The sequence below is a fragment of the Aquabacterium commune genome (assembly GCF_004362855.1).
Lineage (GTDB): Bacteria > Pseudomonadota > Gammaproteobacteria > Burkholderiales > Burkholderiaceae_C > Aquabacterium > Aquabacterium commune.
Genome location: NZ_SNXW01000010.1, coordinates 111,687 through 126,306 on the forward strand (window position 1 = coordinate 111,687; position 14,620 = coordinate 126,306).

Here is a 14,620-nt window from a genome sequence, read left to right on the forward strand (position 1 = left end):
TCCGCCACAGACACACACGACGACACAGAATGAAACTGATCGGATCCCTGACCAGCCCTTACGTCCGCAAGGTGCGCATCGTGCTGGCCGAGAAAAAGCTCGACTACAAGTTCGACGTCGAAGACGTGTGGGCTGCCGACACCACCATCTCGGCGTCCAACCCGCTGGGCAAGGTGCCCTGCCTGGTGATGGAAGGTGGCGAGGCGATCTTCGACTCGCGCGTCATCGTCGAGTACGTGGACACCCTCTCGCCCGTGGGCAAGCTCATCCCCTTGAGCGGCCGCGAGCGCGTGGAAGTGCGCACCTGGGAGGCGCTGGCCGACGGCCTGCTGGACGCTGCCATCCTGGCGCGCCTGGAAGCCACCTGGCCGGGTCGCACGGAGGCGCAACGCAGCCAGGCCTGGATCGACCGCCAGCTCGGCAAGATGCACGCCAGCCTCAAGGCCATGAGCCAGGGCCTGGGCGAGCGCCCCTGGTGCACGGGCAACCACCACAGCCTGGCCGACATCGCCACGGGCTGCGCGCTGGGCTACCTCGATTTCCGCTTCGCCCACATCGACTGGCGCGACACCTACCCCAACCTCGCGCGCCTGTTCGAGAAGCTCTCGCAGCGCCAGAGCTTCATCGACACGGCCCCGCCGGCGGCCTGAGGCCGAGCGTCAGTCCCTCGTCAGTCCATCGTCAGTCTCTCAAGCTGAACGAATCGGCCTGCGCCCGCAGCCAGTACTGCTCGAAGGCGGGCTGGCTCCAGGGCACCTCGCCGCGCTCGGCGGCCAGCAACTCGCCAGGCTGCAGGTAGGGCAGCAGGTTCGACAGCCGCCGCACCTCGAAGCCCGACACCCGCCGCACGATGTGGTCGGCGCTGATGTCGTTGGGGTGGTGCAAACCAGCCGCCTGCACCAACTCCTTCAAAGCATGCAGGGTGTTGTGGTGGAAGCGGTAAACCCGCTCGGCCTTGTCGGGCACGACCAGGGCGCGGGCGCGAAGGGGCTCCTGCGAGGTCACGCCCGTAGGGCAATGGCCGGTGTGGCAGCTTTGCGCCTGGATGCAACCCAGCGCGAACATGAAGCCGCGCCCCGAATTGCACCAGTCGGCGCCCAGGGCCATCATCCGCGCGATGTCAAAGGCGCTGATCACCTTGCCCGCGCAGCCCAGCTTGACGCGGTGGCGCTCGCCCAGGCCGACCAAGGTGTTGTGCACCAGCAGCAGGCCTTCCTGCAGCGGCGCGCCGACGTGGTCGGTGAACTCCAGGGGCGCAGCGCCCGTGCCGCCCTCGGCGCCGTCCACCACGATGAAATCCGGCCAGAGGCCCGTCTCGCGCATGGCCTTGGCCATGGCGAACCACTCCCAGGCGTGGCCCACGCAGAACTTGAAGCCCACCGGCTTGCCGCCCGAGAGCTGACGCAGCCGTTCGATGAACTGCAGCATCTCGGTGGGGTTGGAAAACGCGCTGTGGCTGGCCGGTGAAACGCAGTCCACGCCCGCGGGCACACCGCGCGTCGCGGCGATCTCCGGCGTCACCTTGGGGCCTGGCAGCACGCCGCCGTGGCCCGGCTTGGCGCCCTGGCTGAGCTTGAGCTCGATCATCTTCACCTGAGGCTCGCGCGCGTTGGCCACGAACTTGTCGGCATCGAAGTGGCCGGCGTCATTGCGGCAGCCGAAGTAGCCCGAGCCGATCTCCCAGATGAGGTCGCCGCCGGGCTCGCGGTGGTAGCGGCTGATGGAGCCCTCGCCCGTGTCGTGCGCGAAGCCGCCCTTGCGCGCGCCGGTGTTGAGCGCCAGCACGGCGTTGGCGCTGAGTGCGCCGAAGCTCATCGCCGAGATGTTGAAGACGCTGGCGCTGTAGGGCTGCGTGCACGACGAGCCGCCGGCGCCGATGGTGACGCGGAAATCGTGCGAGGCCACGTCGCTGGGCGCGATGGAATGGCTCAACCACTCGTAGCCGGTGGCGCCGACGTCCTTCTGGGTGCCGAAGGGGCGCTTGTCGGGCTCGCCCTTGGCGCGCTGGTACACGAGCGAGCGCTGCTGGCGCGAGAAGGGTGCGGCCTCGTTGTCGCTCTCGATGAAGTACTGGCGGATTTCCGGGCGGATGAACTCCAGCAGGTAACGCAGGTGCCCGATGACCGGGTAGTTGCGCAACAGGGAGCGCGGCGCCTGGCGCATGTCATTGAGGCCCAGGCCCGCCAGCGCGGAGCACCCCAGCGCCAACACCCAGCCATGGTGGCCGCCTTCGGACACCCACAACCACAGCCCGTACAGCAACCCCAGCACGGCGCCCACCCAGGCCGCGTAACGGATGGGGATGTGGGCGTTGAGTCGAATCAACCACCTTGGCATGGCTTCCTCCTTCGGAGCCGGAAGAGCTCGCCAGACCAATGTAGCGAAACGGGCCGCCGCCGTTCGTGGCATTTGACCGCCTTGTTGCGCCCAGTCCGCGGCTGTGATGCGTTTGACACGGGGCCAGCGGGGGGCTGCCCCGGCGCGGCTGTGACAACCCCACGACAGCCTGAATTGCGGCTACACTGCCACACAGCGCCGATTTGCCGTCGGAAGTGCATGCCGCAGCCTCTGCCAGCACCTCCCCGACCGTTCCGAATTGCGGGCGCTTTAAAAATGCCGCTAAAGAGGTCGATGCCACCGGCCCCTGCTTTCTGCGCGGCCGGTTTGTTTTTTTCTGGATCGCTCCACCATGTCCCTCGGGATCGTCACGCCCGCCACCCTGCACTTCGAGGCGCCCCTGCCGCTGCAGAGCGGCGCGCAACTGCGCGACTACACCCTCGCCTACGAGACCTACGGCCAGCTCAATGCCGACCGCAGCAACGCCGTGCTGGTGTGCCACGCGCTCAATGCCTCGCACCACGTGGCCGGCCTGCACGCCTGCGCCGATGGCCAGCCCCTGCCCAAAAGCGAAGGCTGGTGGGACAACATGATCGGCCCCGGCAAACCGCTGGACACTGACCGGTTCTTCGTCATCGGCATCAACAACCCGGGTTCCTGCTTTGGCTCGACCGGCCCGACGCACACCAACCCCGACACCGGCAAGCCCTATGGCGCCGACTTCCCCGTGGTCACGGTGGAAGACTGGGTCAATGCGCAGGCGCGCGTGCTCGATGCCTTGGGCATCACGCAGCTGGCCGCGGTGCTGGGTGGCAGCCTGGGCGGCATGCAGGCCCTGAGCTGGACGCTGCAGCACCCCACCCGCGTGCGCCATTGCGTGGCCGTGGCCACCGCGCCGAACCTGTCGGCACAGAACATCGCCTTCAACGAGGTGGCGCGCCGCGCCATCGTCACCGACCCCGACTTCCACGGCGGCCACTTCTACGAGCACGGCGTGGTGCCGCGGCGCGGCCTGCGCGTGGCGCGCATGATCGGCCACATCACCTACCTGTCGGACGACGTGATGGAAGCGAAGTTCGGCCGCGAGCTGGTCGGCCGCGAGCTCGGTGACGCACCCAGCTACAGCACCCAGGACATCGAGTTCCAGGTCGAGAGCTACCTGCGCTACCAGGGCGACAAGTTCAGCGACTACTTCGACGCCAACACCTACCTGCTGATCACGCGGGCGCTCGATTACTTCGACCCGGCCCGCACGCACGGCGGCAACCTGTCGGCGGCGATGGCCCAGGCCCTGGCCAAATTCCTCGTCATCAGCTTCACCACCGACTGGCGCTTCTCGCCGGCGCGCTCGCGCGAGATCGTCAAGGCGCTGGTGGACAACCGCCACGACGTCAGCTATGCCGAGATCGACGCGCCCCACGGCCACGATGCCTTCCTGCTCGACGACCCGCGCTACCACGGCGTGGTGCGGGCCTACTTCGAGCGCATCGCGCGGGAGGTGAAGGCATGAGCGCGCCCCAGACACACAACGCCTTCCACCACGTCATCGCGTCGCTGATCCCGCCGGGCTCGCGCGTGCTCGACCTGGGTTGCGGCGACGGCGCCCTGCTGGCGCTGCTGCGCGACACGCGCCAGTGCACCGGCTACGGCATCGAGCTGGACGACGCCAAGGTCGAGGCCTGCGTGGCCCGCGGCGTCAACGTCATCCAGCGCAACCTCGAAGAGGGCCTGAGCATCTTCGATGACAACAGCTTCGACGTGGTGCTGCAACTCGACACACTCCAGCACCTGCGCAACACCGAGGACATGCTGCGCGAGACCGCACGCATCGGGCGCACGGGCCTGGTGAGCTTCCCCAATTTCGCGCATTGGCCGCACCGTTTCAGTGTGTTGCGGGGGCGCATGCCGGTGTCCCGCAGCCTGCCCTACCAGTGGTACGACACGCCGAACATCCGCGTGGCCACCTTCGCGGACTTCGAGATCCTGACGGGCAAGAATGGCCTGCGCATCCTCGAGTCTTTTGGCTGGCACGAAGGCCACGAGGTGCGCCTGTGGCCCAACCTGATGGCCAGCACGGCGGTGTTCAAGTTCGAGCGCGCCTGAGCCCGCGCGCCTGAAAAAAAGAGGCGCCCCCCGCGAAGGGGGCGCCTTGAACGCTCTGGTCAAACAATGGTGACTTCGCAGTCACGGGCCCCCTCTGCCGACCGTGTCGCTTCACCTCGTCGGTGACGCTCCAAAATCTGCATCAGACCCACTGTCTATTGAGCATGAAGCGTGCCAGCGGTGCACGTTTTCAGCCCGGATTTGGCGGTGTTTTGTCACGCCCGACACGCTGGCCCGCCCATGGAAAAAGCGCCCCGCAGGGCGCTTGTGTGCCTCACCGAGACGGTGCTCAGAAGTTGTGCTTGAGGCCCACAGCCAGGGCACGACCGCCCGTGATGGTGGTCAGCTTTTCGGTGGTGAAAGCTGCATAGGCGCTGGTGCGCTTGGACAGGGCCTAGTCGTAACCCACCGAGAAGATCTTGTTGGTGGCGTCGTCGCCCAGCGCCTTGTACTTGGCCTGGCCGTAAGACGCCATGATGGTGCCCGAGGCCGTCACGGGTGCGCTCACGCCGAGCTGGTAAGAGTTCGCCTTGCTCACGCTCGTGAGGTTGGCCACGGTCTGCTGGGAGTTGCTGCCGTACTTGAAGCTGGTGTACTGCGCGAAGGCCTTGAGGAAGCCGAAGTCATAGCTGCCGTTGAGCGAGCCGGCCTTGAAGGCCGTGGGGTAGGCGGCGGCCGTTGCGGTGGATGCGTTGACGTTGGCGCCAGCATCCGTGTAGGTGCCCATCAGGCTCAGGGGGCCGGCGTTGTAAGCCAGGCCGACCGAGTAGCTGCTGCTGTCCTTGCCGGATGCGCTTTCCTTGGGGGCGTACTGCAAGGTGCCGGAGAAGCCGCCCATGGTGGGGGTTTCGTAGGTGATGGCGTTGACCCAGGCCGTGTCGGCCTTGACCAGGTTGACGGCGCGGCTGCTGCTGGTGGAGCCCAGGTTGTAGTACTGGCGCATGGTCGGCGAGAACACCATGGAGCTGCCGAAGGGGTTGTAGCTCAGGCCTGCGATGAACAGGGGGTTGTCGTACTGACCCAGCGCCAGCTTGCCCAGCGAGCCGCTCAAGCCGACCCACGAAGCGCGGCCGAAGAACTGGCCAGCCTGGTTGGGCACGGTGGCGCCGTTGTCCACGCCGATGAAGGTCTCCAGGGCGAACTCGGCCTTCAGGCCGCCGCCCAGGTCTTCCGAGCCGGCGAAGCCCAGGAAGCTGGTCATCATGTTGCCGCTCTCGACCTTGGTGACGGCAGATTGGGCCCCAGCGGCCTTGTAGGAGCCGACACCTGTCTCCAGGTAGCCGTAAATCTTCATTTGGGACTGGGCGTGGGCCAGACCAGAGACCAGCGTGAGGGCGGCCACGGCCACCAGCTTCTTGTTTGCAGACATCGCTCTTGCTCCTAACAGGATGGTTCAGGGACGGAAGGACCCGTGAGGGCCGCTGCGTCTGCATGAGCAAAAAGCGTGACAACTTTGCGGCGCATACGTCAAACGACGTATGCCGGCAGGCGCGCACGCTCAGGCGCGCCACACCGCCAGGATCTGCTCTCCGTAGGCCTGCAGTTTTTTGGTGCCCACGCCGCTGATGGTGGCGAGCTCGTCCAGGGTGGACGGTGCCATGCGGGCCATCTCGGCCAGGGTGGCGTCGTGGAAGACGACGTAGGCGGGCAGGTTGTGCTCGCGCGCCACTTCGGCCCGCCAGGCCTTGAGGGCCTCGTAGCGGGCCAGGGCATCGGCTTCCAGCGGCACCGGTGGGGCACTGCCTGCGCCGCTGCTGCCGCTTTTGGGTCGCGCCAGCTTGGTGCGCGGCATGGCCTCGGCGGCCACTTTGAGCACGATGGCCTGTTCGCCCTTGAGCACCGCCCGCGCGCTCGGGCTCAGGCCCAGGGTGTTGAACTCGCCCTCGGCCACCACATGGCCCAGGGCCACGAGTTGGCGCAGCACCGCACGCCATTGGTGCTCGCTGAGGTCGGCCCCGATGCCGAAGGTGCTCAGGCTCTGGTGGCCGTACTGCGTGACCTTGTCGGTCAGGCGTCCGCGCAGCACGTCGATGAGGTGGCCGGCGCCAAAGCGCTGCTGGCCGTGCTGCCAGAAGCGGTAGATGCCACTGAGCAGCTTGCGCGCGGCCTCGGTGCCATCCCAAGTTTGAGGCGGGTTCAGGCAGTTGTCGCAGTTGCCGCAGGGGGTGCTGTCTTCGCCGAAGTAAGCCAGCAGGCGCACGCGGCGGCAGTCGTGGGCCTCGGCCAGGGCCAGCAAGGCGTCGAGCTTGCCGCGCTGCACGCGCTTGAAGTCGTCGTGCGCCGGGCTCTCGTCGATCATGCGGCGCTGGTTGACGACATCGGCCAGGCCGTAGGCCAGCCAGGCTTCGGCGTCGGCGCCATCGCGGCCGGCACGTCCTGTTTCCTGGTAATAGGCCTCGATGTTCTTGGGCAGGTCGAGGTGGGCCACGAAGCGCACGTCGGGCTTGTCGATGCCCATGCCGAAGGCCACGGTGGCCACCATGACGAGGCCGTCTTCGCGCAGGAAGCGGTCCTGGTGGCGCTGGCGCACACCCGCGTCCAGCCCGGCGTGGTAGGGCAAGGCGGGGATGCCCTGCTCGCTCAGCCACTCGGCGGTGTCTTCCACCTTCTTGCGGCTTTGGCAATACACGATGCCGGCATCGCCTTCGTGCTCGCGGCGGATGAAGCGCAGCAGCTGCTGGCGAGGGTTGTCCTTCTCGACCAGGGTGTAGCGGATGTTGGGCCGGTCGAAGCTGCTGATGAAGACGCGGGCGTCCTGCAGCTGCAGGCGCTCGATCATGTCGGCGCGGGTCTGGTCGTCGGCGGTGGCCGTCAGCGCCACGCGCGGCACGTCGGGGTAGCGCTCGTGCAGCATGGAGAGCTGCAGATAGTCTTCGCGGAAGTCGTGGCCCCACTGGCTGACGCAGTGCGCTTCGTCGATGGCAAACAGGCTGAGCAGGCCGCGCTCGTGCAGGCTGGCCAGTTGCGCCTGGAAGCGCGGGTGGGTGACGCGTTCGGGCGCCACGTACAGCATGACCAGGCGGCCGGCCATCATCTCGCGCTCGATGCGCTGGGCGTCTTCGCTGCTCAGGGTGCTGTTGAGGAAGGCCGCGTGCACGCCGACTTCTTCGAGCGCACCGACCTGGTCGTGCATCAGCGCGATCAGCGGTGAGACGACGATGGCAACGCCTTTGCCTTCGCGGTGCCGTGCAATCGCCGGCACCTGGTAGCACAGGCTCTTGCCACCGCCCGTGGGCATCAGCACCAAGGCGTCGTGCCCCGAGGCGACGTGCGCGACGATGTCGGCCTGCTGGCCGCGGAAGGCGCTGTAGCCAAAGACCTCGTGGAGGATGTCAGCGAGCATCAAGCACCAGCGCGCCGCTGTAGGCCTGCACGAATTCGGGCGGCATGCGGCGCACGCGGCCCTGGGCGATGTCCACGCAGACGAACTCGCTGCGACCGCGGAAGACGGTCTGGCCATCGTCGGTGCGGATGAACTGGTAGTGGCGCTGCAGGGTGAGCTTGTCGGCGCCCGTCAGCCAGGTGCCGAGCACCAGGCGCTCGCCCAGGCGGGTGGCCTGCAGGTAGTTGAGCTCGTGCTGGCGCACCACCATGCCGTGCCCCAGGGCCTCGTACTGGGCAGGGCCCAGGCCGAGCGCAGCCGAATGCGCCCAGGCCACGTCCTCCAGCCACTGCAGATAGACCACGTTGTTGGTGTGGCGCATGAGGTCGATGTGCTCGGGCGAGACGACCACGTCCAGCGTGTGGGGCTGGGGGCGGTCCCAGGGGAGGTCGGCAGACATGGTGCAGGGGAGTGGCGGGCAGGCGAGGCAGGGCGCCATCATGCCATGGCGGTGCCTCAGGCCTGGCCGGAGGCCACCGACGCCTTGAGCACAACTCAGGTCAAACCCTGAGGCGCAGGCAGTGACAAGCCAAGGCATCAGCTGGCATGATGGATTCCATACCTGAGTGACACTCAATTTCCAGATGCCATCGCCCAGCAGCACCCTCCAGCGCACCACACCACGCCGCGCCAGCACCGCCCACCGCGTCCAGGACCTGCTGGCCGCGGCGCGCCGGGTGTTCTCCGAGCACGGCTACCAAGGCGCGACCACGGCCTTGATCGCGCAGGCGGCCGGGGTGTCGGAAGCCACGGTGTTCACCTACTTCGCGGGCAAGCGCGAGCTGTGCATCCAGGTCATCACCGACTGGTACGGCGAGATCTCGGCCGAGCTGGAGCGCGACGTGCCGCGGCTGCCCGGCGTGCACGCCAAGCTGGCCCACGTGGTGCGCGCCCACCTGGTCACCTTGCTGGCCGATGGCTCGGGCCTGTGCGCCCTGGTGCTCAGCGAAGGCCGCGCGGCCGAGCCCGAACTCGCCGCCGTGATCGCCGACTGCAAGCGCCGCTACACCGCGCCGCTGATGCACGCGCTGGCCGAGGGCCAGGCCCAGGGCCTGGTGCGCCAGGACATGCCGCTGCGCCTGCTGCGCGACCTGGTCTATGGCGCGATGGAGCACGTGCTGTGGGACGCCATCACCACGCTCAAACGCCCGCGCATCGACACCACGGCCGAGCAACTCACCGAACTGATCTGGAGCGCCATCGCGCCGCGCGACGCCTCGCTGAGCGCGCTGATGCGCCTGCGCGACGAGGTGACGCAGGCGCTGCGCCACGCCCAACCAAGCTGAGCACGCATGCCCATCCTGAGCACCCAACTCCAGCCCCGCAGCGAGGCGTTCAAGGCCAACGCCGCGGCGATGCAGGCCCTCGTCGATGACCTCGACGCGCAGCTCGCCCGCGTGGCCCTGGGTGGCGGCGAGGCCCCGCGCGCCAAGCACCTGGCCCGCGGCAAGCTGCTGCCGCGCGACCGCGTGGCCCAGCTGCTCGACCCCGGCTCGCCCTTCCTCGAAGTCGCGCCGCTGGCCGCGCTGAACGTCTATGACAACGCCGCACCTTGCGCCGGGGTGATCGCCGGCATCGGCCGCGTGGCCGGCGTGGAGTGCATGGTGGTGTGCAACGACGCCACCGTGAAAGGCGGCACCTACTACCCGCTCACCGTCAAGAAGCACCTGCGGGCGCAGGAGATTGCCTGGGCCAACCGCCTGCCCTGCATTTACCTGGTGGACTCTGGCGGCGCCAACCTGCCCAACCAGGACGAGGTCTTTCCCGACCGCGACCACTTCGGCCGCATCTTCTACAACCAGGCCAACATGAGCGCCGCGGGCATCCCGCAGATCGCCGTGGTGATGGGCTCGTGCACCGCCGGGGGCGCCTACGTGCCGGCCATGAGCGACGAAACCATCATCGTCGCCAACCAGGGCACCATCTTCCTGGGCGGGCCGCCGCTGGTGAAGGCGGCCACCGGCGAGGAGGTCACGGCCGAGGACCTCGGCGGCGGCGATGTGCACACGCGCCTGTCCGGCGTGGCCGACCACCTGGCGCGCGACGACGTGCACGCGCTGGCCATCGCCCGGCAGTGCGTGGCGCGGCTGAACTGGCGCAAGGTGCCGGAGGTCGCGCTGACCACACCCCGCCCTCCCCTGCTCGACCCGGCCGAGCTGATGGGCGTCATCCCCACCGACACCCGCAAGCCCTTCGATGTGCGCGAGGTCATCGCCCGCACCGTCGATGGCTCCGAGTTCGACGAGTTCAAGGCCCGCTACGGCCCCACCCTGGTCTGCGGCTTCGCCCACATCGAGGGCATGCCGGTGGGCATCGTGGCCAACAACGGCATCTTGTTCTCGGAGTCGGCCAACAAGGGCGCGCACTTCATCGAGCTGTGCTGCCAGCGCAAGGTCCCGCTCGTTTTCTTGCAGAACATCACCGGCTTCATGGTGGGCCGCAAGGTCGAGAACGAAGGCATCGCACGGGCCGGCGCCAAGATGGTGACCGCCGTGTCGTGCGCCCGTGTGCCCAAGTTCACCGTCATCATCGGTGGCAGTTTCGGGGCGGGCAACTACGGCATGTGCGGCCGCGCCTTCAACCCGCGCTTCCTGTGGATGTGGCCGAACGCGCGCATCAGCGTGATGGGCGGCGAACAGGCGGCATCGGTGCTGGCCACGGTCAAGCGCGATGGCATCGAAGCCAAGGGCGGGCAGTGGGGCGCCGATGAGGAAGCCGCCTTCAAGGCACCGATCCGCGAGCAGTACGAGGCGCAAGGCCATCCGTACCACGCCACCGCGCGCCTGTGGGACGACGGCCTCATCCGCCCCACCGACACCCGCCGCGTGCTCGGCCTGGCTTTGAGTGCCAGCCTCAACGCGCCCATCCCCGAGACGCGCTTTGGCGTCTTCCGCATGTGAGGAGCACGGCATGAGCCCGACGATGAAGCAGCTGCAACTGACGCGCGAGGGCGCGGTCGCCACCGTGCGCCTGAACCGGCCCGAGGTGCGCAACGCCTTCCACGCCGACACCATCACCGAGCTGACCGAAGTGTTCGCCGCGCTGGCCGAAGACGCATCGCTGCGCGCGGTGGTGCTGGCATCGAGTGGCACGGCGTTCTGCGCTGGCGCCGACCTGAACTGGATGCGCCAGACCGCCGACTACAGCTGGGTGGACAACCACCGCGACGCCTCGCGCCTGGCCAACATGCTGTGGACGCTGCAGCGCTGCCCGGTGCCGGTGATCGCCGAGGTGCAGGGCGACTGCCACGGCGGCGGCGTGGGCCTGGTGTCGTGCTGCGACGTGGTCGTGGCGGCAGCGTCGGCGCAGTTCTGCCTGTCGGAGGCCAAGCTGGGCCTGATCCCGGCGACCATCAGCCCCTACGTCATCCACGCCATCGGCGAGCGCGCCGCGCGGCGCTACTTCGTGACGGCCGAGCGCTTCTCGGCCGAACGCGCGCAGTTGCTGGGCCTGGTGCACGAGGTGGTGGCGGCCGATGCGCTGGCATCGACCGTGCAAGGCGTGGTCGCGCAGGTGCTGCACAACGGCCCGCTGGCGGTGCGCGCCTGCAAGCAACTGGTGCGCGACATCGGCCAGACGCCCATCACCCACGAGCTGCGCGACGTGACGGCGCGGCGCATCGCCGACATCCGCGCCAGCGCCGAAGGCAAGGCGGGCATCGGTGCCTTCCTGTCGCGCAGCACGCCGCCGTGGGTGCAGGACACACCGTGATGTTCCACAAAATCCTCATCGCCAACCGAGGCGACAAGGCCACAGGCCTTGCGGCGCAGCCAAATCGACGGTCGAGCGAAGCGAGGGGCGATTGAGCCGAGCCACCATGTTCACCAAAATCCTCATCGCCAACCGAGGCGAAATCGCCTGCCGCGTGGCCACCACCGCGCGCCGCATGGGCATCCGCACCGTGGCCGTGTTCTCGGACGCCGACGCCCACGCCCAGCACGTGCAAGCCTGCGACGAGGCCGTGCACATCGGCGGCGCCAGCCCGCGCGACAGCTACCTGCGCGCCGACCGCATCCTCGCCGCCGCCCTGGCCACCGGCGCCCAGGCCGTCCACCCCGGCTACGGTTTCCTGTCCGAGAACGACGACTTCGCCCAGGCCTGCGTGGACGCGGGCATCGCCTTCATCGGCCCGCCGCCATCGGCCATCGCCGCCATGGGCAGCAAGTCCGCGGCCAAAGCGTTGATGGAACGCGCCGGCGTGCCCCTGGTGCCCGGCTACCACGGCGAGCGCCAAGAGACCGATTTCCTGCTGGCCCAGGCCGAGGCCATCGGCTTCCCGGTGCTGATCAAAGCCAGCGCGGGCGGGGGCGGCAAGGGCATGCGCATCGTGCAGCGCTCGGAAGATTTCACCGCGGCCCTGGCCTCCTGCCAGCGCGAGGCCGAGGCCAGCTTCGGCAGCGCCCAGGTGCTGGTCGAGCGCTACCTGCAACGCCCCCGCCACATCGAGGTGCAGGTCTTCGCCGACACGCTGGGCCAGACCCTCCACCTGTTCGAGCGCGATTGCTCGGTGCAGCGCCGCCACCAGAAGGTGCTGGAAGAAGCGCCCGCACCCGGCATGACACCCGCGTTGCGCGCACAGATGGGCGCCGCCGCCGTGGCCGCCGCGCGCAGCGTGGGGTATGTGGGCGCCGGCACCGTCGAGTTCATCTGCGAAGCCCAGGGCGACACCGTCGGTCGTTTCTATTTCATGGAGATGAACACCCGCCTGCAGGTCGAGCACCCCGTCACCGAGGCCATCACCGGCCTGGACCTGGTCGAGTGGCAGTTGCGCGTGGCCGCCGGCGAGCCCCTGCCCTTGACGCAGGACCAGATCCCCTTGCGTGGCCATGCCATCGAAGCGCGCATCTGCGCCGAAAACCCCGCCCAAGGCTTCCTGCCATCCACCGGCACCTTGCGCACGCTGCGCACCCCCCAGGCCTCGCGCTTCACGCCAGGCGCCGTGCGGCTGGACAGCGGTGTGGCGCAGGGCGATGCCATCTCGCCGCACTACGACGCCATGATCGCCAAGCTCATCGTGCACGGCGACACGCGCGAAGCCGCCCTGGCCCGCCTGGACGAGGCCTTGAGCGCCCTGCACATCACCGGCTTGCAGCACAACGTGGCTTTCCTGCGCCGCCTGGTGCGCGCCGACGCCTTCGCCCGCGCGCAGCTGGACACCGCCCTCATCGAGCGCGAGCACCAGGCCCTGTTCGGCGCGCCCCAGGCGCACGCGCAGCAACAGCACCTGCGCGATGCCTTGCTGGGCGCCACGCTGCGCTGGTGGCTGGACGCCGCGCCCAGCGCACCCGCCGCATCGGCCGACCCCTGGTCACGCCGCGACGGCTGGGCCCTCCACGGCCACAGCCAGCGTGTGCTGCAGTGGCGTTGGCCCCAACCCGGCGGCGACCAGACCGTGACCGTGCAGGTGCAACAAACCCGCGAGGGCAGCCTGCGCCTGCTGTGGGGCGATGCGAGCGTGAGCGTGCAAGGCCTGCAGCGCCCCGAACGCCACCGGCTCCTCGCGCAGGTGGACGGCCAACCGTGGTCGGCCCATGTGGACCGCAGTGAGGCCAGCGACGCATCCAACGCGTCCAACGCATTCGACATCTTCACCTCCGCGGGCCACACCACCCTGCACTGGCTGGACCCGCTGGCCGCGCCCAGCACCCAGCAAGCCGGCAGTGGCCAGGTCACCGCCCCCATGCCGGGCAAGGTGATCGCGGTGCTCGTGGCCGCGGGCGATGCGGTGACGGCCGGTCAGGTGCTGCTCATCACCGAAGCCATGAAGATGGAACACAGCCTCACCGCCCCGCGCGACGGCACCGTGGCCGAGCTGCTGTGCGGCGTCGGCGACCAGGTGGCCGAAGGCGTCGAACTGCTGCGATTGGAATGAATGCGATGCGCCCCACCCACGTCACCCTGGTCGATGTCGGCCCCCGCGATGGCCTGCAAAACGAGGCACAGCCCGTGCCTGCGGCCACCAAAATCAAACTCGTGCACCGCCTGCAGGCCGCGGGCCTGAAGCACATCGAAGTCACCAGCTTCGTCAGCCCCAAGTGGGTGCCGCAGATGGCCGACAACGCCGAGGTCATGGCCGGCATCGCACGGCCGCCGGGCGTTCGCCACAGCGTGCTCACGCCCAACATGAAGGGCTTCGAAGGCGCGCTGGCCGCCGGTGCCGACGAGGTCGTCATCTTCGCCGCGGCCTCAGAGGCCTTCAGCCAGCGCAACATCAATTGCTCGATCGCCGAGTCCATCGAGCGCTTCCGTCCGGTGGCCGAAGCCGCGCGTGCCCACGGCCTGCGCGTGCGCGCGGCGGTGTCCTGTGCACTGGGCTGCCCTTACCAGGGCGAGGTCGGCACCGACGCCGTGGTCGATGTGGCCCAGCGCCTGCTGGACATCGGCGCCCACCACATCGGCATCGCCGACACCATCGGCGTGGGCACGGCCGGGCGCGTCAGCGCGGTGATGGAGGCCACGCTCAAGCACGTGCCGCTGGCCGAGCTCAGCGGCCACTTCCACGACACCTACGGCCAGGCGCTCACCAACATCCACGCCTGCCTGCAACTCGGCATCCACACGTTTGATGCCAGCGTGGCCGGCCTGGGCGGCTGCCCCTACGCCAAGGGCGCCACCGGCAACGTGGCCACGGAAGACGTCGTGTATCTGCTGCACGGCCTGGGCATCCACACCGGCATCGACCTGGACGCGCTGGTGGACGCCGGCGCCTTCATCTCGGGCGCCCTCGGCCGCAAGCCGGTCTCGCGCGTGGCCAATGCCCTGCTGGCCAAGCGCACCACCCACTGAAGGAGACACACG

The 14,620-nt window shown here is 68.7% G+C and carries 12 protein-coding genes; 8 read left to right on the forward strand and 4 right to left on the reverse strand.

Going from position 1 to position 14,620, the window contains the following annotated elements:
- Nucleotides 1-29 precede the first annotated feature (29 nt).
- Complete coding sequence (locus EV672_RS15590; RefSeq protein ID WP_133610865.1) at nt 30-650, forward strand: glutathione S-transferase N-terminal domain-containing protein; 621 nt, start codon at nt 30-32, stop codon at nt 648-650.
- Nucleotides 651-681: 31 nt separating this feature from the next.
- On the opposite strand, the gene EV672_RS15595 is transcribed toward EV672_RS15590, so the two are convergent.
- A complete protein-coding gene (locus EV672_RS15595; protein ID WP_133610867.1) occupies nt 682-2,337 on the reverse strand; it encodes an FMN-binding glutamate synthase family protein in 1,656 nt (551 codons plus the stop codon).
- 352 nt (nt 2,338-2,689) lie between these two features.
- On the opposite strand from EV672_RS15595, the gene metX reads away from it, so the two are divergent.
- Nucleotides 2,690-3,847, forward strand: coding sequence for a homoserine O-succinyltransferase MetX (metX, locus tag EV672_RS15600; protein ID WP_133610869.1), 1,158 nt, complete (start codon nt 2,690-2,692; stop codon nt 3,845-3,847).
- Nucleotides 3,844-4,440: a methionine biosynthesis protein MetW gene (gene metW / locus EV672_RS15605; protein ID WP_133610871.1), complete on the forward strand. Its 597-nt coding sequence runs from the start codon at nt 3,844-3,846 to the stop codon at nt 4,438-4,440. Before metX ends, metW begins: the two co-directional genes overlap by 4 nt.
- A 394-nt stretch (nt 4,441-4,834) precedes the next feature.
- On the opposite strand, the gene EV672_RS15610 is transcribed toward metW, so the two are convergent.
- From EV672_RS15610 to EV672_RS15620, 3 genes are all read right to left on the reverse strand, one after another.
- On the reverse strand, nt 4,835-5,809 hold the full coding sequence (locus EV672_RS15610; protein ID WP_133610873.1) for a porin: 975 nt from the start codon (nt 5,807-5,809) through the stop codon (nt 4,835-4,837).
- A 129-nt stretch (nt 5,810-5,938) separates the two neighbouring features.
- Nucleotides 5,939-7,783 (reverse strand): DNA helicase RecQ, encoded by a 1,845-nt coding sequence (gene recQ / locus EV672_RS15615; protein ID WP_133610875.1) that lies wholly within the window; start codon nt 7,781-7,783, stop codon nt 5,939-5,941.
- A complete protein-coding gene (locus EV672_RS15620) occupies nt 7,773-8,222 on the reverse strand; it encodes an acyl-CoA thioesterase (RefSeq protein ID WP_133610877.1) in 450 nt (149 codons plus the stop codon). Before EV672_RS15620 ends, recQ begins: the two co-directional genes overlap by 11 nt.
- A gap of 166 nt (nt 8,223-8,388) precedes the next feature.
- Between EV672_RS15620 and EV672_RS15625 the strand changes: the two genes are divergently transcribed.
- The 5 genes from EV672_RS15625 to EV672_RS15645 all read left to right on the forward strand — a co-directional run bounded on the left by EV672_RS15625 (nt 8,389) and on the right by EV672_RS15645 (nt 14,608).
- The gene (locus tag EV672_RS15625; protein WP_133610879.1) at nt 8,389-9,108 is read left to right on the forward strand and encodes a TetR/AcrR family transcriptional regulator; all 720 of its coding nucleotides are present in this window, start codon (nt 8,389-8,391) and stop codon (nt 9,106-9,108) included.
- Between the two features lie 6 nt (nt 9,109-9,114).
- Nucleotides 9,115-10,722, forward strand: a complete 1,608-nt coding sequence (locus tag EV672_RS15630) for a carboxyl transferase domain-containing protein (RefSeq protein ID WP_133610881.1) — start codon at nt 9,115-9,117, stop codon at nt 10,720-10,722.
- Between the two features lie 10 nt (nt 10,723-10,732).
- Nucleotides 10,733-11,533 carry an enoyl-CoA hydratase/isomerase family protein gene (locus tag EV672_RS15635; protein ID WP_133610883.1) on the forward strand — a complete coding sequence of 267 codons (801 nt, stop codon included), beginning with the start codon at nt 10,733-10,735 and terminating at the stop codon, nt 11,531-11,533.
- Between the two features lie 106 nt (nt 11,534-11,639).
- A complete protein-coding gene (locus EV672_RS15640; protein WP_133610885.1) occupies nt 11,640-13,694 on the forward strand; it encodes an acetyl/propionyl/methylcrotonyl-CoA carboxylase subunit alpha in 2,055 nt (684 codons plus the stop codon).
- Nucleotides 13,695-13,699: 5 nt separating this feature from the next.
- Nucleotides 13,700-14,608: a hydroxymethylglutaryl-CoA lyase gene (locus EV672_RS15645; RefSeq protein ID WP_424923166.1), complete on the forward strand. Its 909-nt coding sequence runs from the start codon at nt 13,700-13,702 to the stop codon at nt 14,606-14,608.
- Nucleotides 14,609-14,620: the final 12 nt, after the last annotated feature.